The organism is Pedobacter riviphilus (assembly GCF_014692875.1).
GTDB classification, from domain to species: Bacteria; Bacteroidota; Bacteroidia; order Sphingobacteriales; family Sphingobacteriaceae; genus Pedobacter; species Pedobacter riviphilus.
In genome coordinates this window covers 5,563,389-5,588,627 of the sequence record NZ_CP061171.1, presented here as the reverse complement: position 1 = coordinate 5,588,627, position 25,239 = coordinate 5,563,389, and the positions used below count along the sequence as shown (strand labels likewise).

At 37.5% G+C, this 25,239-nt stretch carries 23 protein-coding genes and 1 tRNA gene; 12 read left to right on the top strand and 12 right to left on the bottom strand.

Features of this window, described 5'->3' with window-relative positions:
• The first annotated feature begins 95 nt into the window (after nt 1-95).
• The 8 genes from H9N25_RS23210 (at nt 96) to H9N25_RS23175 (ending at nt 10,074) form a co-directional block, all read left to right on the top strand.
• Complete coding sequence (locus H9N25_RS23210) at nt 96-635, top strand: RNA polymerase sigma factor (RefSeq protein ID WP_190327387.1); 540 nt, start codon at nt 96-98, stop codon at nt 633-635.
• 111 nt (nt 636-746) lie between these two features.
• Entirely contained in the window at nt 747-1,844 is a 1,098-nt protein-coding gene (locus H9N25_RS23205) for a FecR family protein (RefSeq protein WP_190327386.1), read from the top strand.
• Nucleotides 1,837-4,926, top strand: coding sequence for a SusC/RagA family TonB-linked outer membrane protein (locus H9N25_RS23200; protein ID WP_190327385.1), 3,090 nt, complete (start codon nt 1,837-1,839; stop codon nt 4,924-4,926). The genes H9N25_RS23205 and H9N25_RS23200 overlap by 8 nt, the downstream gene beginning before the upstream one ends.
• 12 nt (nt 4,927-4,938) lie before the next feature.
• Entirely contained in the window at nt 4,939-5,718 is a 780-nt protein-coding gene (locus H9N25_RS23195; protein WP_190327384.1) for a RagB/SusD family nutrient uptake outer membrane protein, read from the top strand.
• Nucleotides 5,700-6,359 (top strand): RagB/SusD family nutrient uptake outer membrane protein, encoded by a 660-nt coding sequence (locus H9N25_RS23190; protein WP_190327383.1) that lies wholly within the window; start codon nt 5,700-5,702, stop codon nt 6,357-6,359. The genes H9N25_RS23195 and H9N25_RS23190 overlap by 19 nt, the downstream gene beginning before the upstream one ends.
• A gap of 15 nt (nt 6,360-6,374) precedes the next feature.
• Nucleotides 6,375-7,139: a DUF4843 domain-containing protein gene (locus tag H9N25_RS23185; RefSeq protein WP_190327382.1), complete on the top strand. Its 765-nt coding sequence runs from the start codon at nt 6,375-6,377 to the stop codon at nt 7,137-7,139.
• A gap of 19 nt (nt 7,140-7,158) precedes the next feature.
• Nucleotides 7,159-8,652, top strand: coding sequence for a PKD-like family lipoprotein (locus tag H9N25_RS23180; RefSeq protein WP_190327381.1), 1,494 nt, complete (start codon nt 7,159-7,161; stop codon nt 8,650-8,652).
• A 48-nt stretch (nt 8,653-8,700) separates the two neighbouring features.
• Nucleotides 8,701-10,074, top strand: a complete 1,374-nt coding sequence (locus tag H9N25_RS23175) for a TlpA family protein disulfide reductase (RefSeq protein WP_190327380.1) — start codon at nt 8,701-8,703, stop codon at nt 10,072-10,074.
• Between the two features lie 227 nt (nt 10,075-10,301).
• On the opposite strand, the gene H9N25_RS23170 is transcribed toward H9N25_RS23175, so the two are convergent.
• Nucleotides 10,302-10,424, bottom strand: coding sequence for a hypothetical protein (locus tag H9N25_RS23170; RefSeq protein ID WP_255524660.1), 123 nt, complete (start codon nt 10,422-10,424; stop codon nt 10,302-10,304).
• Between the two features lie 280 nt (nt 10,425-10,704).
• Here H9N25_RS23170 and H9N25_RS23165 point away from each other — a divergent pair, with 280 nt between their 5' ends.
• Nucleotides 10,705-11,607 carry a PhzF family isomerase gene (locus H9N25_RS23165; RefSeq protein WP_223833492.1) on the top strand — a complete coding sequence of 301 codons (903 nt, stop codon included), beginning with the start codon at nt 10,705-10,707 and terminating at the stop codon, nt 11,605-11,607.
• A 100-nt stretch (nt 11,608-11,707) separates the two neighbouring features.
• Here H9N25_RS23165 and H9N25_RS23160 read toward each other — a convergent pair.
• Nucleotides 11,708-11,784, bottom strand: a tRNA-Asn gene (locus tag H9N25_RS23160).
• A gap of 144 nt (nt 11,785-11,928) precedes the next feature.
• On the opposite strand from H9N25_RS23160, the gene H9N25_RS23155 reads away from it, so the two are divergent.
• Nucleotides 11,929-12,849 carry a PfkB family carbohydrate kinase gene (locus H9N25_RS23155; RefSeq protein ID WP_167296414.1) on the top strand — a complete coding sequence of 307 codons (921 nt, stop codon included), beginning with the start codon at nt 11,929-11,931 and terminating at the stop codon, nt 12,847-12,849.
• 211 nt (nt 12,850-13,060) lie between these two features.
• Here H9N25_RS23155 and H9N25_RS23150 read toward each other — a convergent pair whose 3' ends face one another.
• Genes H9N25_RS23150 through H9N25_RS23140 form a run of 3 tightly spaced genes read right to left on the bottom strand, consistent with a single transcriptional unit; the run spans nt 13,061 to nt 17,046 of the window.
• On the bottom strand, nt 13,061-14,656 hold the full coding sequence (locus H9N25_RS23150; RefSeq protein ID WP_190327379.1) for an MFS transporter: 1,596 nt from the start codon (nt 14,654-14,656) through the stop codon (nt 13,061-13,063).
• Nucleotides 14,649-15,707 (bottom strand): HlyD family secretion protein, encoded by a 1,059-nt coding sequence (locus H9N25_RS23145; RefSeq protein ID WP_190327378.1) that lies wholly within the window; start codon nt 15,705-15,707, stop codon nt 14,649-14,651. The genes H9N25_RS23150 and H9N25_RS23145 overlap by 8 nt, the downstream gene beginning before the upstream one ends.
• Before the next feature lies 1 nt (nt 15,708).
• Nucleotides 15,709-17,046, bottom strand: coding sequence for a TolC family protein (locus H9N25_RS23140; protein WP_190327377.1), 1,338 nt, complete (start codon nt 17,044-17,046; stop codon nt 15,709-15,711).
• 85 nt (nt 17,047-17,131) lie between these two features.
• Here H9N25_RS23140 and H9N25_RS23135 point away from each other — a divergent pair, with 85 nt between their 5' ends.
• Complete coding sequence (locus H9N25_RS23135; RefSeq protein WP_190327376.1) at nt 17,132-17,959, top strand: helix-turn-helix domain-containing protein; 828 nt, start codon at nt 17,132-17,134, stop codon at nt 17,957-17,959.
• On the opposite strand, the gene H9N25_RS23130 is transcribed toward H9N25_RS23135, so the two are convergent.
• The 3 genes from H9N25_RS23130 to H9N25_RS23120 all read right to left on the bottom strand — a co-directional run bounded on the left by H9N25_RS23130 (nt 17,946) and on the right by H9N25_RS23120 (nt 19,782).
• Nucleotides 17,946-18,188: a cytochrome b5 domain-containing protein gene (locus H9N25_RS23130; protein ID WP_167296409.1), complete on the bottom strand. Its 243-nt coding sequence runs from the start codon at nt 18,186-18,188 to the stop codon at nt 17,946-17,948. The two genes, H9N25_RS23135 and H9N25_RS23130, sit on opposite strands and share 14 nt — an antisense overlap.
• A 372-nt stretch (nt 18,189-18,560) precedes the next feature.
• Nucleotides 18,561-19,250 (bottom strand): lycopene cyclase domain-containing protein, encoded by a 690-nt coding sequence (locus H9N25_RS23125; protein ID WP_190327375.1) that lies wholly within the window; start codon nt 19,248-19,250, stop codon nt 18,561-18,563.
• Between the two features lies 1 nt (nt 19,251).
• Nucleotides 19,252-19,782 (bottom strand): hypothetical protein, encoded by a 531-nt coding sequence (locus H9N25_RS23120; protein ID WP_190327374.1) that lies wholly within the window; start codon nt 19,780-19,782, stop codon nt 19,252-19,254.
• 217 nt (nt 19,783-19,999) lie between these two features.
• Here H9N25_RS23120 and H9N25_RS23115 point away from each other — a divergent pair, with 217 nt between their 5' ends.
• Complete coding sequence (locus H9N25_RS23115) at nt 20,000-21,481, top strand: phytoene desaturase family protein (protein ID WP_190327373.1); 1,482 nt, start codon at nt 20,000-20,002, stop codon at nt 21,479-21,481.
• A 374-nt stretch (nt 21,482-21,855) separates the two neighbouring features.
• Here the strand turns inward: H9N25_RS23115 and H9N25_RS23110 are convergent, their stop codons facing one another.
• From H9N25_RS23110 to H9N25_RS23095, 4 genes are all read right to left on the bottom strand, one after another.
• Nucleotides 21,856-22,386: an RNA polymerase sigma factor gene (locus H9N25_RS23110; RefSeq protein ID WP_057931296.1), complete on the bottom strand. Its 531-nt coding sequence runs from the start codon at nt 22,384-22,386 to the stop codon at nt 21,856-21,858.
• Between the two features lie 128 nt (nt 22,387-22,514).
• A complete protein-coding gene (gene murB / locus H9N25_RS23105) occupies nt 22,515-23,531 on the bottom strand; it encodes a UDP-N-acetylmuramate dehydrogenase (RefSeq protein ID WP_190327372.1) in 1,017 nt (338 codons plus the stop codon).
• A 128-nt stretch (nt 23,532-23,659) separates the two neighbouring features.
• Nucleotides 23,660-23,866, bottom strand: coding sequence for a hypothetical protein (locus tag H9N25_RS23100; RefSeq protein WP_190327371.1), 207 nt, complete (start codon nt 23,864-23,866; stop codon nt 23,660-23,662).
• A gap of 89 nt (nt 23,867-23,955) precedes the next feature.
• The gene (locus tag H9N25_RS23095) at nt 23,956-25,239 is read right to left on the bottom strand and encodes an HlyD family secretion protein (protein WP_190327370.1); all 1,284 of its coding nucleotides are present in this window, start codon (nt 25,237-25,239) and stop codon (nt 23,956-23,958) included.

The following is a 25,239-nucleotide window of genomic DNA, read 5'->3' as shown; positions in this document are numbered from 1 at the left end:
GCCGAATAAATCAAACCTGGATATAAAAACCTGGGGGAAATTGTTTTGCATAGCCTCAAAAGGCTTGGTTTTAAATTCAAAATTGGATTATTTTAATGGAACATCTTTCTGATCTTAAGTCCGGAAATATAACGGCATTTCAACACCTGTATGCTTTGTACAACAAAAAGCTTTATTTCTTTATCCTCAAAAAGTCAGGATCGGCGTATATGGCTGAAGAGGTGGTACAGCTTACCTTTATTCGCCTATGGAATAAAAGAAAATCTATACCGTTAGAGGTCCCGGCTTATACTATTATATCCAGAATGGCCTATACAATTTTAATAGATCAGATCAGAAAGGAAGCAGTTAACCAAAAACTCCTGAATAAGGTAGAAGTTAATGATCAAACCGATAACATTACTGAATATACAAATACCCTAGCTGCTATTGAATATGTTTTAGAATTAATGGCTCCTATGCGCAAAAAAGTTTTTAAACTCAGCAGGTTCGATGGCTTCTCCCATAAAGAGATCGCCGAAAAACTATCCATTTCTCCAAAAACTGTTGAATACCACGTTTCAAAAGCGATCAAACAAATTAAGGCCGTACTTTCTTCTTTTTGGATTGCTCTCATCTATATCCTTCAAAAGTAATTTAACCGTAGTAAAATGCGGTACAAATGCTTTGTTGTTTAACCCATTACTTTACTTCAATTTTTTTTCTTAAGCGCTAGGGATACCCCTGCTCAAAAACGTAATACCATTATGCAAATTGATCAAAACCTTATTGATAAATTTTTTGCCGGCAAATGCAGTAAAGAAGAAGCAATCGCGGTGAGCCGTTTTTTAAAGGCTCCTGTGAACTTTAACACCTACATGGATGAAGTGGAAAAGGAGGAGATGGAATCCGCTCCACAGATTGACAACAGAATTTCTGAGCAGATGATGGAAAGGATTTTGGATCGCATTTTTGACCGACAGAACAGAAGAGATACCCGTATCAGGGTCTTCTCCTATGCGGCGGCTGTTCTATTAATCGTGTCGACGGTCATTTTATACCAATACACATCACAACAGACACGCAACCAGTCTTTTGGCAACATTAGCTTAAAAATGCAAAAGACTCCTATTGTGCTGAAAAATAAAAGTAGCAGAACAGAAAAATATGATTTACCTGATGGGTCGATTGTTGAAATTGAGCCCTATAGTGAGATTAGTTATTTACCCTTTATAGGAAACAAGAGAGATATTTTTCTGAAAGGGGCGGCATTGTTTAGGGTACATAAAGATAAAAAAAGGCCTTTTACTGTATATGCCTCCAACTTAGCCACTACCGCACTCGGTACAATTTTCAGGATTTCCGCACATCATAGGAGCAGGTTCATCAAGGTAAAATTAATAGAAGGGAAGGTTGTTATTAAGCCAGATAATAAGCTGCTGGCAGCAAGAGTAACGACTGTTTATTTGACTTCAGGGCAATGTTTTTCTTTAAATAAAAAGAATTATGCGACTAAAGTGAGTGAATTTGTCCAGAAAGACCCCATTAAAATCGCCGATCCGGTAGTTTCTGGCGACGGAGCTACCATAACCAGCGATGCCATTGTTTTTAACAACCAATCTTTAGTAACTGTATTTAATGTGCTTTCCAAAGAATTGAACATCAAAATTGACTATCAAAAAAATTCGATAAGGAAAAAAGTGTTTAGCGGAAAATATGAATTTGGAAGAGATGATCCTGCAGGATTTTTAAATATGATATGCGCTTTAAACAACCTCACAGTTTCTAAAACAACCATGGGTTATACAATTAAATATGAATTAATAAATAGAAAACCAGCAATTAAACTAAAACTAAATGATTAAATACGTTACTAAGAAGAAACTAAAAAATGTATTTCTCTTGATGTTCTTTTTTATTTTAACGGGCTTAAACCTGCAGGCTCAGAATAAAGAACCAACCATACGGGGAATTGTAAAAGACAAAAAAGGAGTTGTGGTTGCTAGTGCATCCGTAGTTTTATATACCACCGAAAAGAGGATTAAAACCTCTTATACCGACAAAAATGGGGTATTTATCTTTCCAGATATCCCTCCTGGAAAGTATGTAATTATGATTAAACACGTTGGCTTCAAATATAAGGAGATTGATGTGGAGATTATTCCTGGCGGAACATTTTCATCTGTGATTGAGTTAACAGAAAGCGTTAAAGACCTGGATGAGGTGAAGATATCAACCGGTATTGTACAGCGTAGCAAAAATGGTTTCACAGGGGCAACAGCCACGTTCACCGGTGAGCAGTTAAAGTCTATTGGAAACCAGAATATTATACAAAGTTTAAAAACGCTGGATCCTTCTTTTATACAGATACAAAATAACCTGGCGGGATCAAATCCAAATGTTTTGCCGAAGATAGAAATCCGTGGCAAAACAAGTATTGGATCAACAACCTTACAAGATCAGTTTGCCTCCGATCCCAATCAGCCCTTATTTATATTAGATGGCTTTGAGACCTCGTTAACCAGGATAGTCAGCATTGATATGAACCGTATAGCTTCTGTCACCATTTTAAAAGATGCAGCATCAACGGCACTTTATGGCTCTAAGGCATCCAACGGTGTAGTAGTTATTGAAACAAAAAAACCGAAACCTGGAGAGCTTCAGCTAAATTATACGACAGATTTAAGCGTAGAACTGCCTGACCTGAGTGGGTATAACATGATGAATGCAGAGGAAAAGCTTCAATTTGAAAAATTAGCGGGCAGGTATACCCTTTCGTTTCCTAATGCCTATCTTCAGCAAGACCTCGATGCGATGTACGCAAATCGGTTGAAAGAGGTTAAAAGAGGCGTAAATTCTTATTGGCTAAGCGAACCATTACAAACTGGGTTCTCTCAGAGACATTTCCTATATGCATCTGGCGGAGCTGAGGCTATTAAGTATGGAGTAGGCGCAAGTTATAAAACAAATAAGGCTACCATGAAAGGTTCCGGACGGGATGAATGGGGCGCAAATATTGATCTCTCTTATCGAAAAGGAAAATTTAACATTTCCAACACCACAGAAATAAATGGATATAAAACGACCGAGTCTCCGTATGGATCGTTCAGTACCTACGTGAAAGCAAATCCATATTATCGCAAACTTGGGACAGACCTAAGGTTCTTGGAGCAAACATATAATATTATACAACTTGATAAAAATTACGATGTAACCAACCCACTTTACAATGCCGCTTTAAATAGTTACGACGGTTCTAAAAACTTTGCTATTCAAAATGCATTTCAGGTAAAAGTGAACCTAACGGACAATTTATTGGCTCAGGTTGCATTTCAAATCCAAAAGGGAATTACAACTGGTCAAACTTTCATTTCTCCACTAAATACGATTTTTGATAGCACAAATGCATTTGAAAAAGGAAGTTATACCAACAACAGGTCAGATAATTTTAATTATAATGGATATTTGATGTTATCTTACGGGAAAGTATTTAAAGAAAAGCATGCTTTAACTACTGACCTGAGAGCAGAGATCAGAGAAGATAATAATCAATATGGTAGCTATACAGCGGTTGGGTTTCCAAATGCCAGCAATGGCAATCCAAGTTTTGCTTATTCTTATCAGCCAAATTCGAGACCATCATCTGTAAAAAGTAAATCGAGGTCAGACGCATTGCTTTTTACCGCAAATTATATTTACGATAAAAGATACTTCGCCGATGCATCTATTCGATACGATGGAAGTACAGCGTTTGGCTCAAGTAATCCGTACACACCCTATTATTCTGGCGGACTAGGTTGGAATGTAAACAATGAAAAGGGTATAAAAGATATTAAATGGATCACCCTGATCAGATTAAGAGCCAATATAGGTGTAACGGGAAATCAAAATTTCTCCAGTTATTCTTCCATTGATACCTACAATTATTTTTCAGGAATCAACCCTTATGGCCAAGGTGTACTCTTAAGTACTTTGGGTAACCCTAACCTGGAAGCGCAAAAAACAGTACAGAGTAATATTGGAACCGATATTGCATTGTGGGGAAACCAACTCAATTTTACGATTAATGCATATCGAAAAAAAACTTCTCCACTTGTTGTTGCGGTAGATCTGCCTTCATCAACCGGTGTCTCTAAACTGCCGTTAAATGTTGGTTATTTAGACACAAAGGGGCTTGAGGCTGTCGTTAATTTCTCTCCTATATACAAACCAAACGAAAGGATAATTTGGACAATCGGTTACACGGGCTCTATTTATAAGAGCAAATATGGTAACTTTAATAACACCCTAGCTTCTTTAAATACAGCACAGCTCAACAGCAACTCTCTTATTCGTTATAAGGATGGTTACAGTCCGGATGATCTTTGGGCGGTGCCCTCAAAAGGTATCGATCCCGCTACCGGCAGGGAGGTTTTCCTGAAGAAAAATGGAGAATATACTTTTACTTATGATCCTGCCGATATTGTAAAGTCCGGATCAGGCACTCCATTAATTGAGGGCGTAATCAGCACGAGTTTTAACTATAAGGGCGCCAGTTTGGGTATCTATCTGCGGTATGTTTTAGGCAGAGATATTTTTAATAATGCGCTGTATTCAAAAGTGGAGAATATCAGTTTTCAGGGCCTTTCAGAGAACCAGGACAAAAGGGCATTATACGACCGGTGGCAAAAGCCAGGAGACAATGCCCGTTTTAAGGGGATTTCTTTGACTAGTACAACCCCAATTTCTTCCAGGTTCATCCAGCAAGAGAATTCGTTAAGTGGTGAATCAATCAACATGGGATACAGGTTCGACCAGAAAACATGGTTAAAAAAAGTAGGCATTTCCTCTTTGATTTTGAATGCTTACATGAACGACCTGTTTTATTTTTCTACAGTTAAAAGAGAACGTGGGATCGATTATCCTTATGCAAAATCGTTTTCATTCAGTCTAAATGCTTCATTTTAATAAGGTAAAATCATGAATACAAGAATTATATATATCGGGTTGATCATTTTAGTAGCTTTTTCATCCTGCAAAAAATGGCTGGATGTGCAGCCTGAAGACCGATTTACCGGCGAACAGATCTTTAAGACTAAAGATGGCTTTGCCACAGCTATCAATGGTGTTTATCTGGATATGTCAACACAAAAATTATATGGTGCAAATTTGAACAGTACGATCCTGGAAGTTTTTGCACAGCGGTACAATTTTGATAGCCAGGTCGCTGATCTTTACAGTTATTCCATCCATGATTATAACAATGCAAATGTTAAAGCCACGATAGACCAAATCTGGACAAGCATGTATGTGAATATCACGAATGTAAATAAATTTATCGAACACCTTGATGCAGATAAAGGCGCTGTTTTATCCGCCAGCGAAGATTCGTTATTCAAAGGAGAGGCCATTGGCTTAAGGGCATTTATGCACTTGGACTTACTGAGAATGTATGGGCCGATATATAATTCAGCCGACTCTACTAAACCTGCTATTCCTTACAGTACTGTTGCCGGAACAAGCTACGGTCCAATACTTCCCGCTAACCAGGTGATGGGTAAAATTTTATCGGATCTTCATAGTGCCGAGTCCTTGCTTGCTAACGATCCTATCCGGAATGGCGTACAAAGTGGTCAGAATCAAACATACCTGAACAACAGGAATCAACGAATGAATTATTTTGCAGTGAAAGGACTTCAGGCAAGGGCCTTATTGTACAGGGGAATAAAGCAGCAGCATTTTTGGCAGCAAAGGCGGTAATTGAAAACACGTCATTGTTTCCCTGGGTCCAATCTACCGAGGTGCTCTCAGAAAGCAGGAACCCAAACCGGATATTTTCTTCGGAATTGCTTTTTAGCCTGTTTAGTCCGGGCTTATATGATGTGCAAAAAAATTATTTTTCTGCTGATGTAGCAGATAAGTCTATTCTTGCTCCTTCGCCGGATGCCTTAAACGATGTATTCAAAGGAGATGAAAACGATTACCGGTATAATCCTAATTGGAAAATTGCTCCAACGGGAAAATCATATAAAACATTTTATAAATATGCCGATGTAGAAGACAAGTCGGCACCTTCGAGATTTTTAGTTCCTTTATTAAGGTTAAGTGAAGTGTATTATATTGCTGCAGAATCTGCACCAGACAATGCTACTGCATTCTCCTACTTAAATACAGTGCGAAATAACCGTGGACTTTTAGATGTACCTCAAACGGCTTCTTTTAGTAATGAACTGCAAAATGAATATACCAAAGAATTTTTTGGAGAAGGCCAGCTCTGGTTTTATTACAAAAGGAAAAAAGTATCTATGATCTTTCCGTTTGGGAATCCGTATCAGCCCGTCTATTTGAATGCCGCTAAATATGTATTTCCTTTACCACTATCAGAAACTTCACCACGTTAAACCACACTAATCAGTATGAAAAAATTAATTTATATTTTCTCCTTAATATTACTTACCAGTGTTGTAATGAATGCCTGCAAGAAGGACCTCCCGTTTTATAATGGCGATGTTGGCATTTATTTTTTACCTGCCATCCAGTCTTCAGGCTCCGCGGTAAGCGATAGTACACTTATCTCCTTTGCTTTTGCTAAAGAAAGTGTTAAAGATTCCATCTTCCGTCTCCCTGTACAGATTATTGGAGCAGTATCAGCTTCAGGTAGAGAATACAAACTGGAGATTGATCCTACCTCTACAGCAAAAGAAGGTGTTCATTTTGATTTTGTCAATACGAAATTTGAGATTAAACCAAATCAATTGCAGGATACCATTAAAATAAAATTTCATAGAACCATAGATATCGCTAATCAACGCCTGACATTAAAACTCAATTTAGTATCTAACGAGAATTTCAAAACAGTGATGCCCGGAGTGGTGACAAATACTACTACAGGGGCTAAGCGTAGTTATATTGGTTACAAAATAAAAGTGGACGATATTTTCGGTATGCCTTCTCTATGGTCCAACTACTTTTTTGGAAAATTCAGTAAAAAAAAGATAGTCTTAATGGCCAATGTTTTGGGGCTCACGGTTAGTCAGTTTAATGATGGCGGACAGGCTTTTTTAAACAAGGAGAATTATTTCGCACTTTTTGTACAGCGCTATTTAAATGATCTGGCGGCAGCGGGCCAAACCGTTTACGATGAAGATGGAACACCTATGAGGATGGGAGACAACTTTTAACAATTATAAAAACCAAAAGATGCTTAAAAATATATATTATACAGCGATTGTTCTTTTCACACTAATTGGCAGCTTTTCTGGCTGCAAAAAGGATTTGGGCAATTATGATTATCAGCCGATAAACGAAGTGAATTTTGGCGGGATTGAAAAAAGTTATACCGCGGAGATTGGAAAGCCGCTCGTAATCAATCCGGTACTGAAATTTACCAAAGATGAAAACGATACCGCCCAATATACTTATGAATGGTATGCTTTAACTAAGGATTATTCGGTGCTTCCCAAAGACCAGCGAAAAAACCTGGCAAAAACAAAGAACCTGAATGTGTTAATTACCATTGCTTCAGGCCAGTACCAGGTTTTTTATAATGTTACAGACAAAAAAACAGGGATCACTTTTACAAAATCCTTTGATTTACAGGTAAGCAGCGAGGTTTATGAAGGCTGGATGGTTTTAAATGACATCAACGGAACTGCCAGATTGGATATGGTTAATCAAAATTTAAATGTGATAAAAGATGTTTTAAAAACTACTGGCTCAAATCTTACCCTTACAGGAAAACCTTTAGATATATATTGTTACCCTTGGAATCCCTCAACCTACGGTATTTATATCACAACAGATAAATTGACCACGAAGATTGATCCTGAAACATTTTCATGGAAAAACACTTTAGCAATAGCCTATGAATTTGCTTCAAATGTACCCTCTGATTTGCATGTGGATTTTATAAAGGCCGCAGATGAGGAAGTTTCTTATGTAAATACGCAGGGCAACTACTATTATTATTTTTATACATGGTCAAGGAATTATAGTGTGCCCATTAATATCGTTAGAGGCGAAAATAAAGTGTTTCCTGCTTCGCCCTTTATAGCGACTGTAACTTCAGATTATCCTGCTGGTGCGATCTTATTTGATAAAGAAAAACAACGTTTCGTAAGGCATGTTAATGGCGAATCGTCTTGTGCGCTAATGCCGGACCAGCCTTTGTTTGATTATAACAAAACTGGGATGGACCTGGTCTTTATGGATAATACAAGTTATAATGGAGGAGAAGCTTTTGCTATTTTAAAGAACCAGCTAACGTCCAAATATTATTTGGCACGGATTAATCCAGGTGATGGATATAAGCAAAATTATTATCAGGAAATGTTGGCGACTGATATTGATAAGGCAGAGCAATTTGCAATTAATCCTGATTTCGGATATATCTTTTACAATGTTGGTTCCAAAATATATGAATATGATATGTTCAATAAAACAAGTAAGCTTATGATAGATAAAGGAACTGATAAAATCAGTTTGATAAAATTTCAACAGGTATTTAAACAAAGTACAGTTGGTGTTTCAAATAAGTTGGTAGTATGTAGCTATAGCCTGGGTAGTCCGACAGATAGCGGCAAAATGGAGTTGTATAAAGTTCCAAATCTTAATGCAGATTTAAGTTTAACGGGCGCTTATACAGGCTTTGGTAAAATTGTAAGTGTAAGCTATAGGGAGCGGCCAAAAAGCTAATGTAAGCTTCTCCCCGCCCGCATAAAAGAATAATAAAATAAATTATATATGAGAAAAATTTTAAACATCACTGTCATTTTACTTTTAATACTTGGTGTTAAAGCCCAAAGCCAGGTAACGATTAGTGGAGAAACAACAAATTTAGAATCGCCCGTAAAATTGTATAAGGTCTTTGACGGACAGCTTGAACAAATTGCCCAGGCGCGCCCTAATCAGGCTGGAAATTTTGGATTTTATTTTTATCCCGAATATGAAGGTCTGTTTGTGTTGGGATATGATAATGATCAAAGCCTTCAAAAAAAGTTTAAGTTTTACCTTAAAAAGGAAGACAGGTTATCTATTTCCTTGACAAACGATACGTTGTATACCCTTTCCGGCAAATCAAATTCGAAAGAAAATCAGGTTCTGAATAAATGGTATAATCTAACAAAGTCACTTGAGCAGAAATCGGTTTATTTTGACAACACCCTTAGCACTTTTGTAGATTATTTTCCAGCACAGGAGATAACGGTTAAGGAATCAAAAGACTTTTTAAAAGGGAAGCAGACAGGTAATGCAAAATTTGATGCCGCCATTAAAGATATTATTAAATTGGATCTTGCAATTCTGGCGACAAACTTTGTATCAACGCCACGAACAGCACACCCCAAAATTGAGGAATATAGTGATTTTTATTCCACATTGAAAGCATCCGATTTCGCCAAAAACACCTCTCTCATCTACAATTACCCATATGGGAAACGGCTACTTTTGAGTTTAATTTACCTGAATAAAACCCAGGCTCATTTAAAAGACACTAAAACTGCTTGGCTGGAGGAAGACTTAAAATTTGTTCCTAATGATACGCTAAAGGGTGATGTTGTACTCTCCTATTTAAAGGGTATTAAATCGGAAGGAGAATTTGATGCCAAAACCAGGAACTTTGTTCAGTTTTTTATCACTGATCATCAAAAAAAACAAATCAACGCCATTAAAATACCCCTGCTTACTTATAAAGGAGGATCTCCGGCATTTAACTTTTCCTATCCCGATGAGGCTGGTAAAAACAGAACATTAAGTGATTTTAAGGACAAATATGTGTTTGTTGATATTTGGGCTACCTGGTGTAAACCCTGCATAGACGAAATACCATATTTACAAAAGCTTGAAGTGGATTTGAAAGGGAAAAACATTGAGTTTATAAGTATTTCGGTTGATGCGGGAAAAGATAAAGCCAAATGGTTGAATATGATTAAGGATAAAAAATTATCAGGAGTACAGCTTTTCTCTTCAGGCGGACAAGACATTTTGGATTATTACAAAATTGCTGGTATACCAAGGTTTATGATCTTTGATAAAACTGGTAAAATTATCAGGGCAGATGCCCCTCGTCCATCAGATCCAGAACTAAAAAACCTTATTCAAAAAATAATCGATAATTAACCAATGCGTGTTCTTTTAGCAAGCATAGTTAACCTAAGAGATTGTAGTTGATTCTCTTACTGCCCGCAGATGCATTTAATGCATTTGTGGGTTTTTCTAAATAATTTCTCGAATCAAACCAAATTTGAGCCTATATTACAACTTTGAGTATTTCGAAATGATCTAAAAATACCTTCTGGTAAAAACTGATAAAGGTGTGCTCGGATCAATAAAATCGGCAATTTCTTTCATTTTTTTTGCGCTAGCAATTCACACTCGGCAAGAATTTGCAGGCGTTTTGAAAGAGTTGGCCTTGCCTTGTTAAAATTGGCCGCTATGGCACCTGCCGTTATAGATTGCGAAGCCAACATCAATAATATGGCCCTCCTGGCAGGGTCAGGCAGTGGCCTGAAATACATCTCTTCTTAAATTCATTATATAGCTATTTAACTACAAAAAACCATAGTCATTTAACTACACAAGTTTGATTAAAAGTCTTTTTACTTTTTCAACAAATCGTCATAAATTAAGCCGTTACCCATCTTATCTATCCAGAATCTCAGCCCTACCCGTAAATTTCGATATATTTGATCTATACGCACCAAGCAAATTATTTACAGAGAAGAAGCCCGCAAAAAGTCCGAAAAGATTATGAAAACTTTTAAAATATATCAGATAGATGCTTTTACAAAAGAGAGGTTTAGTGGAAATCCGGCTGGCGTAGTTGTAAATGCAGACGGGTTGACAGACACACAAATGCAGCAGATTGCAAAAGAATTAAACAATTCTGAAACGGCTTTTCTTTTTTCACCTGATGATCATGATTCAGATGGCTTAATCAGATATTTTACACCATTAGCAGAAGTTCCGATTTGCGGTCATGCTACAATTGCCGCGATGTATGCAAAAGCTATTGAACACAATTTAGACTCTTGCATTTTAAGGTTTAAAACCCAGATTGGTACACTTCCTTTTGAAATCGTTAAGGAAACGGAGGATTACCAAGTAATCATGACCCAGGGTAAATTTGAACTCAGTCCTACATTCGATGACAACACCACTAAAAAAACATTAGCCGCCTTAGGACTTGATTATTCTGATATAGATGAAAAATGCCCTATTCAAATTGCCTCTACAGGACATTCAAAAGTGATGATTGGGATAAAAAGCAGGAAAAAACTTAATGATCTAAACCCAAACTACCCCAGTTTGGCTGATCTAAGCAAACAGATTAATTGTAATGGGTATTTTGTATTTACATTCGACTCGGATGATAACGACATATTGATACATGGAAGAATGTTTGCCCCGGCAATCGGAATAAACGAAGATCCGGTTACAGGTAATGCAAACGGGCCATTTGGAGGATATTTAATACAGAATAAAATCATTGATGCAAAGAATGGCCTATTCGAATTCAATGGTAAACAGGGCGAAAAAATGAAAAGGCCTGGAGTGATACAGGTGAGTGTTAAAATCGAAAATGACCTTCCTGCAATAATTAAGATAAAAGGGAATGCTACAGTAGTGTTTAAAACGGAGATTAAAATATAGCGATAGCTAAAGTTTTGACTCTTAGCCCCCTCATTGCAACTAGGATAAATTTCTTGCACAGTCCTAAATGCAAAAAACCCACAACTTTCGTTGCGGGTTTTGGCTCCCTCTGCTGGGCTCGAACCAGCGACCCTCTGATTAACAGTCAGATGCTCTAACCAGCTGAGCTAAGAAGGAGTGCTGGTTGTTTCCTGAAACGAGGTTTCTTGTACTTTGCAGCACACATACCCTTGTTCGTTTTGGGAATGCAATATTAGGGCTTTTAAATTATTTATGCAATATTTGCAGTGAAAAATTTTAAAAAAAAATTAATACATATATATGAGCCTGATAATCATAGGTACTGTAGCTTTTGATGCTATTGAAACTCCTTTTGGAAAAACAGATAAAATTGTTGGTGGTGCAGCAACTTACGCAAGTTTAGCCGCTTCTTACTTTTATAATAAAGCAAAAATTGTAGCTGTAGTGGGTGATGACTTTCATCAATCAGACATCGACACCTTCACCGCACATGGTATTGATACCGAAGGATTACAAATTAAAGCAGGTGAAAAATCATTTTTCTGGTCAGGTAAATACCATAACGACATGAATAGCCGCGATACTTTAATTACGGAATTGAACGTACTGGAAAATTTCGACCCAATTATCCCAGAGAGCTATCAAGACTGCGAATACCTGATGTTAGGCAACCTAACCCCCCAAGTGCAGCAAACGGTAATTAAACGCCTTAAAAACCGCCCTAAATTAATTGTAATGGACACCATGAACTTTTGGATGGATATTATGATGGATGATTTATTGGAGACGATTAAAATGGTTGATGTATTAACCATTAATGATGCTGAAGCACGTCAGTTATCGGGCGAATACTCATTGGTTAAAGCCGCTAAAAAAATCCTTGCAATGGGCCCAAAATACCTGATCATTAAAAAAGGTGAACATGGCGCATTGTTATTTCACGAAGATCAGATTTTCTCTGCTCCGGCGTTACCTTTAGCCGAAGTATTTGATCCAACAGGTGCGGGCGATACCTTTGCAGGTGGTTTTATCGGTTATTTGGCTAAAGTAGGCACAATCAACTTCAACAATATGAAAAACGCAATCATTTATGGTTCTGCACTGGCATCTTTCTGCGTAGAGAAATTTGGAACAGAAAGATTATTAAATTTAACCGAAGAAGAAGTTGCGGCAAGAATTCAAGAATTTGTAAGCTTAAGTGCTTTTACGATAGAAGTATAATCAGTTGGCAATTTTCAGTTAACGGTTTGCAGTTTTAATTGCAGATAAATAAACCGCAGATTTAGAGATGAACTTCTTTTAAATCTGCGTTTTTTTTTACTGCCAACAGTTCATTTAATTCGATTGTTTTGCTGAATTTATTTAGCATCCTTTCTGAAATAAAGCCCCTTAAATAAATTCAGGGTGACGACATGAACAACTGCAAAATCACCTAAAAGCCAGCAGCTGCCGGTTGTTTATTCTTTAAGTTAATTACTGTTCTACTAATTACCGGCTGCAAGGCGATAAGAATAATCGATAACAGACAAAGTACCGCAATCCACTGGTAATAGCTTACACAGAACTGCAGAAAGGTTTGTTTCTGCACGGCTTTGTTTAACAAACCGATTGCGGCTTTCCCAGCTTCATCGCGTGGCATCCCCCTACTGCTTAATGCCGCTTGATACATTTTCAATCTGTCAGGCAGGTTAAAATCCAGCAAAGTTAGGCTGCTCCGTAAATCATCATTATGTTTTCCTTTAAAGTATAACTGATAGAAATTAATAAAGGCCAAACTCAGGCTAAAAGTAGAAAAACGAACAAAAATACCTACAGAAGATGCTGATTGACTCAGTTTCTCTGGAACAGATGACATAATAAACATCACAATCGGCGACATCACCATCCCAGCTCCCACCCCCTGCATAAACAAAGGCAGGTAAAAATTTCCTGTTCCGGCTTCAGTTGCAAATAACTGGCACATCCATAAGAAAAACACAAAAAGAAATATAAAACCCATTACCCAAAGTACCCTTAAATGTTTCTGGCGGACGAGAAAACGGATTGCAATAACAGAGCCTACAACCACTCCACCTATATTAAAAATCATGATTTCGTTGGCATGAAGTGAATCCATCCCCAAAACGGTAATAAAGTAAGATGAGGTGAGGCTGAAAGCGCCACGGATCACATAAAGAACCACCAAAAAGACAATTCCGATGGCAAAATTTCTTGATTTGAATACACTCAGATCAACTGCTGGCCTTTTTAAAGTCCTTTGCCTCGCTATAGAAACCAGAAACAAAAACAGAATAGCAAAAATAGAGAACAGAATACTCGAATCATCAAGCCAATCGTACTGTTGCCCATAAACAAGTACATAGGCAATTAACACCAGCATTGTAGCAAAGAGTACAAAACTCATCCAGTCTATTTTGTACAGTGGTGTTTTGCGTAAAATATGTACCCTGTTCATTATACAAAAAAGCAGTATAGCACTAGGCAAAAAACAAAATATAATGGCCTTATACACCACATTATACTCAAAATTCTCTACTATAGGCACAGAGAACAGGGCGGTAACCGGCGATACACACAAAATCATTCCATAAAAAATGGTGTAACCCGTTTCTTTTGCATATTCCGATTTTAACCTGCTAAAAAGCAGGTTCAGTGAAATACTGGTTAAACCACAGTTTACAATGCCCTGCAAAAACCTTAAGGCAAAAATCAGCCGGATTTCGCGAGTATGATAACACCAATAAGCAATCAGGACTTCTAAAATAATACAGATCAACAAATAATCTTTAGTAACTACCCTCGCAAAAAAACGCCGCTCAACCACTGCAAAGCTAGCTACCGCGGCATAAAACATCAGTAAAGAAAACTGAACATCCGATGCATTTGCCCCATAATAACCTGCCGCAGCAGTACCATCGGCAGTCGACAGTGCAAAAAGCAAAACAGACGATAAAAGCACTGCAAAAATGCTCAATATGATCAGCCATTCAGGAACCCTCGCTTTAAATATGGGCAATTGATCAGTCATTTTTTTTCACTTTAACAATGGCGCTCATTCCGGCACTTAATGCATCGATCCCTTTTTCCTGCTTATCTAAACGGATACGGACCGGGATTCGTTGCGCAATTTTCACAAAATTCCCTGTCGAATTATCGGGTGGCAACAATGAAAACCTCGAGCCAGTTGCACCAGATAGCGATTCAATTTCACCTCTAAACGATTGTCCCGGGAAAGCATCCACCTCAACATTAACCTTTTCGCCAATATGCATTTTCGCAATCTGTGTTTCCTTAAAATTGGCTACCACCCATTTTCCTGCGCTTCTATCTACCAAATAAGCTATTGTTTGGCCGGTTTGAACCAATTGCCCCACCTGTATGGTCCTTCTGCCCATTTTGCCATCATAAGGCGCCACAATAACCGTATAAGAGGTATTCAGGTTATTTCTTTTCACTACGGCTTCTCTCCTTTTTATTTCAGATTCCAGTACGTTGCGCTGCGCTTTAATATCATTCGTTCTCGAAATAGCCGTTGCATAATCTTCTTTGGCTGCCTGGTATTCGGCCTGTGCCACCTGCAATAAACTTTCAATTGTTTCCAACTGTTGCCGGGTAGCCGATTCTGCATCGAACAGTTTTTTATAGCGATTATATTCCGTTTGCTGTTTCCAAAGTTTGGCCTTTGCAGCGGCAATTTTAGCCTCGGCAACCAAAGCGGTGCTTTGTGCTGTTTTAATATTGCTTTGTTGTACCGAAACCTGTGCTTTTGCATTTAACAAAGAAGCCGAAGCCTCGTCTTGTTGAACGGTATAATCGTCATCATCAATCAATACCAACGTATCGCCCTTTTTCACTTCCTGGTTTTCTTCAAACCTTACAGCCTTAATATAACCACTCACCCTTGCTATTACCGGGTTAATATATTCATCTACCTGTGCATCGTTGGTTTCTTCGTATTGCATATAGCCAAAAAGGGTTTTCCCACCCCATATTACCAACACCGCCAACACGATGAGTGCGATTATGGTAGTGATCCTACTAATAATTTTATCGGCTTTACTTTGCTTCTGTGTATTCATTTTATAAGTTTCCTACGGCTTTTTGTAATTGATAGTATTGTATTTTCGCATTCACTCTTGCGGTGGTCAGTTCGAATTTCGATTGCAATAATTGTGTTTCGGCATCTAACAGATCGGTTAAAAGCGACAGTTGATTGAAATAGGTATTCTGCACAATGCGGTAACTTTCTGTAGCCTGTTTAATATTTTCTTCGGCCAATGTGATGCGCTGCACCGATTCTTTATATCGGATATAATTTTCCTGCACTTCCTGTCGGATATGATCCTTTACATCTTCGTCTTCTACTTCCTGCTGATGTACTTTAAGTTCTGCTTCTTTCACTTTGTGCTGATTGGTATACCAGGAAGAAATCGGGATTTTAAGTTTTAACCCCACCATACCTGTACTGTAAAGCGAAAGTGCGTAAGGATAAAACTGGATCTGCGGATAGGCAAATGCATATTCACCGAAGAAACCAAGAGAAGGCATCACATTCGATTTTACATTTTTGAGTTTCAATTTCGCGAGTACCTGCTCCTTTTCCGAAATCTGGATTTTGTAAGAAGATGCTTTGGCATCGTTGAAATATTCATCAACCTGTTTTAACGCAATGGCATCCGTTTCCTGATCCGAAATCTGCGGATTTAAAGGCGCATCATCTGCCCTGCCAATTAAAATATTAAGCTTCTGTTTAGCTATTCGGATGCTGTTTTCGATCTCGGTAAGCAACATCTTTTGTTTCGAAAGACGTAATTCGGCCCTCAGCACATCACTTTTTAATATCGTACCGTTTTTATACAGCTGGTTAATTTCGGCCAATTGCTTTTCTCGGTCGCGGATATCCTGTTCCAACAAGCCACAGTACGAAATATTGCGGAATACATCGTAAAAATAAACTGCCGCCATATAATGGATTTCCTGCTTATTCTGTCCTTTTTGTATCCTGCTCAATTCGCTTTCTACTTTCGAAGCATTGATCTCCGTTGTGATTTTTCCACCGTTATAAATATTGAAATAAGCATCAGCACTGGCTTTATAATAAGTAGGCGCAACCGGAAACTGGCCTGGCGTATGGAACAATCCATTTTCGTAAATTGGCAAGGGCAAAACATGCGCGTAAACCCCTTCAGCAGCAACTTCAGGCAATCGTTCAGCTTTACTCACTTTTACATGGGCATCTGCTGCCAGCACACTCAGACCCTGCAGCTGAATCCTTTTATTGTTGCTATCTGCCATTGCCCAAACCTGGTTGATGGTAAAATTGCTTTGATCTGAAACAGTTTGTGCATGTACAAAAATTGATAATAAAAGAAAGGGCATGCACACCCAAAACATCCTTTTACGCTTTAAAAAAATCATATCTGTTAATTAATAATGCAAATTTCGCTACAGATTTGTTACTTTGTTTTATCTAAACTGACATATATTTATTCAAACCAGCCAAATGATAAAAGTTAGCAACGAAGACCTTTTATTTGCAATCGACGAAAGACCAGAAACCATGTATGTTTGGCATAGCAGGTTTGAAGACCGATTTCAGGACCATAAGCATTTAAAAGGACAGCTTACCTATGTAGAGGGTGGCATTATTTTTCTTTACACCAAAGAGAAATCTTATTTTTTGCCTGCCCGGCACTATGTTTGGATCCCCATGGGGGTTGAGCACCATTTGCAGCACCGTTATCATGCTGCTATTGTGCGGAATATTTATTTTGACACCGCTACAGATGATGAAAACCCATTTTACAAACAGATTGGTATTTACCCGGTAAACAACCTTTTGCTAGAGATGTTCCTCTTTTCGGAGCGCTGGAATGGGAATATTGCACCTAAAACACACGAGTACGATTTTTTAAATACACTTAAAAACATTCTGCCAGTGGTGAGCGAACATCCCTTGCCCATTGCGCTACCGACCACTGATAACATGCGCTTAAGGCCGGTGTTAAGATATATTGTAGATGGATTAGGCAACGATAGCATGAGTTTAGAAAGTGTGGGCAAAGCCATGGGCTTTAGTGAGCGTACGCTCTCAAGACTATTTCAGTCGGCTTTAGATACTTCTTTTTTCCAGTACCTGAAACTTGCCAGAATGATTAAGGCGATGGAAAAGTTATTGGAAAGCGATGCCACCATTAGCGAAGTGGCCTATCAGGTGGGCTACAACAGCATTTCTTCTTTCAGTAATACTTTTTATAAAATGGTAGGTAAAAGGCCGTCAGAATTTAAGGAGCTAAAGCAATCAACCCTTACTAAAATTAACCTGGTTTAACCAAGATGGCAATCGGAGTAAACTTTTCAAAAACAGTCTCGGTATGTGGTGCATCCGGCAATTCGTCGGTGAGGTCCTGCCCAGCCCAGTGTTCGTAATGCTTGCCATTTCGCCATAACCTGCTATCGGTCATGTCGTAAATCAACCCTTTGTAAGCCACCCAGATCTGGGGTTTATCCTGTCCGTTGCGTAAAGCGAGCTGCTGTTTGGTATAAGTGGGTAAATTCATTGCATCAATTTCGCGTTGAATATAGAGAAAAGGTTTTTAACCAGAAATAAAGAATATATAAGCTTATATGTTATAAATGAGCTTTTTTTGGAGTGTACTGCCTGAACATAACAATACGGCTCTTTCCGTTTTTCGCTTGTACGCTTCGCTGCCTCGCACCTCATAGCGGCAGGTACCGCTTCAGCCCGCCTGCAACGGCAAGGGGACTAGGTGGCCAAAACAGCATTTCATTGTCGGGGTTGCAGGTACACTTACGCTGTTAATAAACCCAACAGTAGCGACAGCCTCCGGTTTTTCTATCGGAGCCATAAATGGCGGGAATACACACCGCCAAGAATCACCGCACCTTCATTTCCAAATAAAAACGGCACATTAAGATATGATTTTCTTGCTCCTGCTCTTAAAAACTTCGTACAGGTAAATATTCATCAACAACAGTCCCATTAAATAAAAATGATCCTCGAAAGGGATACTACCTACTCTAAAACCCAGATTTTGCTTATCGTTGTACAACACAACTGGGATAGATGTTAAAAATCCATTAACGATATAAAAAGGGATAAGCGAAACCAGGTAAGCCCTATAAAATTTATACATAAACCTGAATTCGACATTTACATACTCTACATAGGCCAGTACCATAAATAAAAAGCCAAAATTAATCAGCGTGTACCACCTGTTATAACCAAAAAATAACATAGCCCCACAAAGTCCCAAAAACAGATTACTTAATGCGAGGCTATATTTTTGCAGGTCATTTTTTTGAAAATAGACGTTTAAACACTCGTAAATAAATACACAGGCATATGGAACAGTTAAAAAAAACAAAATCTCTTCTAAGGGCAGCCCCAAAAGATTTACGCCTACTAAGTAATCGGGATTAAAAGACCATACATTGAGTTTAGTAAATAAGATATCCCAAACTAAAAAAACAACACCAGTAAGCAATATTGCAGGAAATACAAACTTCCATTTGCTAAAAAAATGAACCTTTTTATCGAATGATAAAACCAGCGGAAAAAAAATTACAGCAAGGTTAATAAGTAGATAGGTATAATTCATTCTAAAGGTGTTTTGTCAAAATTTTAACTTCGGCAGGGCTGCATTTTTTACTGTCGATCATAAATTTAGCTACGTTTTTAACCAATTCGCGATCGGCAAGACCAAAACTTTCATTTTGATAATGTTTAACGATTTCTTTTTTATCCTTTGCTAAATCTTTACTAAAACCGAGGAAAGAGGGCGTATAAAATTCAATAGAAAACCGCATAAAACGGATCTCCATATTTTCTTCATCCATATCAATGGCTTTTTGCATGGTTTTAAGCGATCGGCTCACATACCTAATCTTGTTGTATGGATTCCAGGAGTGTTTGGCTTTAAGCGCTTCTAAGGTTCCGGTGTAGCCCGTTATCAAAGCTGTTTTATTGGGCAGTTTGCTCAACTTATTAAACAATGAGTCGGTTAGCTTCGAATCTTCTACTGCCTTAACCATATTAATTTTTAATATCGCAATTTCTTGGGTAGATAACTGAGCGTAAGTAGTATGGCTTGCTGCAAACAGCAAAAAAAATATAATGCGTAGTTTAATCATGAGATGTTGGCAAATGTAAGAAATCTATTAAAAGTTCTCTTCACAGATATTCGCTCTTTAACATTTAAGAAATTAAGGATATTAAAATAACTCCGCTTAACATTCCTAAATCCTTAATGGTAAAACATGCATTAAAGATTCTCACTATGATCAGAATGACAACTGCAGAATGACAAAAAACAAAAACAAAAAGCAATAAAATTCCTTTATTTACACCATGGAGAAAAAAACTACGGTTACCATTATAGGTGCCGGTTTTGCGGGCTTGGCTGCGGCAGCCTTATTGGCTAAAGATGGCTGTGATGTTACAGTTATCGAAAAAAACGAAATGGCTGGCGGCAGGGCCCGGAGCTGGCAAAAAGACGGCTTTCTTTTTGATATGGGCCCCAGTTGGTACTGGATGCCTGATGTTTTTGAAAATTATTACAAGCTATTTGGTAAAACTGCTTCTGATTTTTACACACTAAAAAGGTTAAACCCTTCTTATCGAATTTATTTTGGCAAAAAAGATATTGTTGATGTCCCGGCAACATTAGACGACTTATACGATTTATTTGAAAAACTTGAGCCAGGAAGTAGCAAAAACCTGAAACATTTTCTCGATCAGGCCAAATACAAGTACGAAGTAGGTATGAACGAATATGTTTTTAAACCTTCGCACAGCGTAATGGAATATTTCGATCCGAGATTGGCCCTTAGCGGCATTAAACTACAACTTCTGGGTAATATGAGGCAACATGTGCACCAATTGTTCAAAAATGCGCAGTTGAGGAAACTTTTGGAATTCCCTGTCCTATTTTTAGGTGCTACCCCCCAGCATACGCCTGCATTATACAGTTTGATGAACTACGCCGACCTTGTGTTAGGCACCTGGTACCCAATGGGTGGAATGCACAAAATTGTGGCCGCTATGCAGCACCTAGCTGAAAGCGAAGGTGTAAAATTTATTTTCGATACAGAAGTAACCAAAATTGAAGTAAAAAACAACCTGGCAGAGTACGTCATTACGAATAAGGGAAATTTTAAAAGCGACTTTGTAGTGGGCAATGCAGATTATCATTATATCGACCAACATTTGTTTGATAAACCTTACCGCAATTACAATGAAAAATACTGGGAAAAAAGAACCATGGCTCCTTCCTGCTTATTGTTTTATGTAGGGATAAATAAAAAGCTAAACAATCTATTACACCATAACTTATTCTTTGATGAAGATTTTGATCAACATGCTAAAGAAATCTATACCCATCCACAATGGCCATCAAAACCACTATTTTATGTCTGCTGTCCTTCTATAACCGATAAAAGTGTAGCACCGGAAGGCTGTGAGAATCTTTTCTTTTTAATTCCGGTTGCTCCCGATTTACCGGATAACGAAAGTAAAAGAGAAGAATACTTTAATTTATTGCTCAATCGCTTCAAAGATTTAACCGGAAACGATATTGGTGGCAACATTTTGTTTAAACGCAGTTATGCCATGAATGATTTTGTAACAGATTATCACGCTTTTAAAGGAAACGCATATGGATTAGCAAACACGTTGAAACAAACTGCTTTTTTAAAACCCAAAATGAAAAGTAAGGTAACAAATTTTTTATACACCGGACAATTAACCGTTCCGGGGCCTGGTGTACCACCTGCAATCATATCGGGACAAGTGGTAGCAAAAGAAATAAAAAAAAAGTTAAAAAAAGCTTGACAAATTTAAAATTTCCCTTATCTTTATAACCACAAAACAAAAATACTGCAATAAAGCTTCAAAACACATAATCGTTTGGGGTTTGTATTTGTTTCGAAATTAGAGAGAAGGCACATTGTTGAAAGAAAAAATAAGAATCAACTAACCAAATATATGATAAGCAAATAAGGCCTGATTTTTTCAGGCCTTTTGCTTTTACCATATTTCTGCCCTCAACATCTTAAAAGCAAAAAGTTTCCTAATATTCATCATTATCTATTAGCTGAACGGTTATTGATATCGCTAATTATAAATCAAATTTAAAAAACCAAAAGCCCTGGTAATGCCAGAGCTTTTAAGTTAAAATGTTCTTCAACGGGAATTAAGAATAATGTTTACATCACTTCTGATGTTGCAATTTCTTTAGAATATGTTTTTAAATACTTTTTAAGGATTCCTCTTGCTACGTGAATACGTGTTTTTACTGTTCCAATCGGAATAGCTAACATATCTGCAATCTCATGATACTTATATCCTTCAAAATAACGAATAAAAGGCACATAGTACTCTTCAGGCAATTGTGATAGGGCTTTATCAATGTCGCCCAGCACAAATTTACTCTCTGCCTGGTTTTTAGTTGCACTATATGAAAGGTTTGCAGAAGAAATATCCTCGCTCTGTGTAATTAAAGTATTAGTTTTCACCAGTCGGCGATAGTTGTTAATGAAAGTATTTTTCATGATGGTAAACAACCAACCTTTTAAATTCGTACCCTCTTTAAACTTATTGTAATAAGTGATCGCTTTCAGCATGGTATCCTGAACCAAATCATTTGCGTCTTCTGCGTCTTTCGTAAAATTTAAAGCATAAGATCTAAGCGATACCGAGTGATGATTAACCAGATGATTGAATTCAAATTTTGTCATGATATTTAGCTTTAGGTAGAAAAAAAACAAATGAATTATTGTTCATTCACTTAAAACCAAACAAACTTAGTACCAAAATTTTCTGGCACGGTGTTAAAAGCGTACAACTACTTAAGAGCAAACTTTCGTCACAGAATATTTACTTCTCTTTCTAAAGTGACTCCAAAAGTAGACTTTATACTGTCTATAATCTGTTCAGAAAAATTATACACTTCCGTGCCAGTTGCATGTCCGTGGTTAACTAAAACCAAAGCCTGGTTTTTCCAGGTACCTGTTTGGCCAACCACCTTACCCTTCCATCCACATTGCTCTATTAACCAACCTGCTGCTAGTTTGATTTTATCATCAGCTGTAGGATAATGTACCACATCGGGGTGTTTTGCCACAATATCGGCAAATTCATGTTTTTCGATCACTGGGTTTTTAAAGAAACTGCCTGCATTACCAATAGTAGATGGATCGGGCAGTTTACTTACACGGATATGCGATACGGCAGATGAAACATCGGCAATATTTGGGTTTTCGATTCCCCTGTTCAACAGCTCTGTTTCAATTGCACCATATGAGGTATTAATTTTCGCTTCTGCTGATAAACGAAAAGTAACAGATGTAATGATATACTTACCTTTAAGCTCACCTTTGAAAATACTTTCACGGTAACCGAAGTGACAATCATCGTAAGTAAAGACTTTGATTTTTCCCGTTTTAATTTCAAACGCGCTACAGCTTTCGAAAACATCTTTCAGCTCTACCCCATAAGCGCCAATGTTCTGTATTGGCGATGCACCCACTGTGCCAGGGATCAGGCTTAAGTTTTCTACACCTGCAAAATGATGCCCAACACAGTAATTTACAAAATCGTTCCATACTTCACCAGCCCCGGCTGTTACCAACACTTTACCATCAATCATTTCGGTTTGGATACCCTTGATGCTGATTTTAATAACTAATCCATTATAATCCTGAGTAAATAACACATTACTCCCTCCGCCTATAATCAGGAGTTTTTGAGATTTTACGATCTCGTTTTTAAACAGTCGGGCTAAATCTGCTTCAGAAAATATTTCAGCGAAATAACTGGCCTTAACATCTATACCAAATGAGTTGTATGGTTTTAAAGAAATATTTTTCTGGATTTGAAGCATATTGATTCTGGGTTATGCTGCAAAAGTAAGAAAATAGTACTTGACTTAATTAATGATAATGGACTAGATATATATTTATTCACAATGCAGGATATACTGCATTGTGAATAGCTTAAAAATTCAGGAAATTAAGCACATGGCTGCATAACCACTTCTCCTACGCAGGTATACATAACGGGTCCTGAACAACCTCCGTTGGTTGGCGACCATTGGCCACCTACAAATATTCCATTGGCATCAGTTGTACCCATGTTCCCCATACAATCGAATGGTACAAGATTACCATCGCAAACACCACACATCATTTCTTTTTTTCCTCCCAGTACTTTTTTCATTTCAGCTTTGCTGAGCAAATTTGTTTTGAAGTTTGCCGGCTTTCACGCAAGCCTGCTTAAGCGGTATTTTAACTCATCTGCACATTGTTTTACTGGCTATGCATCATCTTGGTTATGTTTCTAAAAAAACGCTGTAATAACGAACTTTCTTCAGTAATGATTTCTGCATCTGCCTGCATACCATTCTTTAATATAATTTTCCTACTTGGGTCTTTATTTTCAAACTTTTCAAAGCTCACTTTGGCGATGAAAACACTATCTTTATAGGCCACATCCGAAATAAAGGTTAAGCGTCCCCTAATCATACCATATTGTTCAAAAGGATAACTTTTTAATTTAACCAGCGTACGTTCACCTTTGCGTATTTTACCCATATTATATTGCGGAATCTGTATTTCACCAAAAAAATTGGCATTGCCCGGATTGACAATAAAAACCTCTTGATTAGCTTGAATATTTTGGTTTTGCTGTACAATGCCCGCGAAACTTAATTTACCTGCTACAGGTGCTTTTAAAATATGTTGTAATATCCAGGCATTGCTTTCAGTTATACATTGGTTAAGTGACTGTAGAAATTTAGCCTGCTCTTCAACAATGGTATGTTTCAAATCGAGCAATTCTTTTTCTTTACTAGTGTAACTGCTAGCATTGTTAATCATTGCAGTTTCGGTTTGCTGCAATGGATATTTCGAAGAAAGGTATTTGTTTTCCTGCTGAGAAAATTCGCTGCTCGAAATTACTTTTTTCTCATAAAGCTGTTTATAGGCTCTGTATTCTTTTTCATTATTGGCGTACTCTTGTTTTTGTATACTCTGTTGTTTAATCAACTGTGATTTCAGTATAGTGATATCTTTCAGATCGCGTTCCAAATATGCCATTCGATTCAGGTAATAACCATTTTTTTGAGTTGATTGATACTGTAAATATTGCTGATAAAAACTTTGATAGCCACCTTGCAATTCTCCTAGATTTAAACCGGTAGGTAAATTGATAATAGCAAGATTATTGGTTATAAGATTATTTTGAAACTTTTTTAACTGTTCAGTCAATTTTAATACATCATTTGGATTTGCCGTGCTTTCAAAAAATGCCAATGGTTGGTTCTCTTCAACCATCTGCCCATCCTGTACCAGCAGAGCGGTTAATTTGCCACTTTGTTTTGCTAAAACCTGCTTAGGCGAATTCAAGCTATTAACTTTCAAATTAGTTTTAACCACATCCGGATATTCAATCAACGCAGAGAGCAAAATAATCCCACCTAAAATGGCAAAAATTAAAGTGATACCCCATCTCAAAATCCACGAAGGAACTGCAGTAATAATATCATATACTTCTTCACTATTGACTTCCTGATATCTATTTTCCTGAGGCAT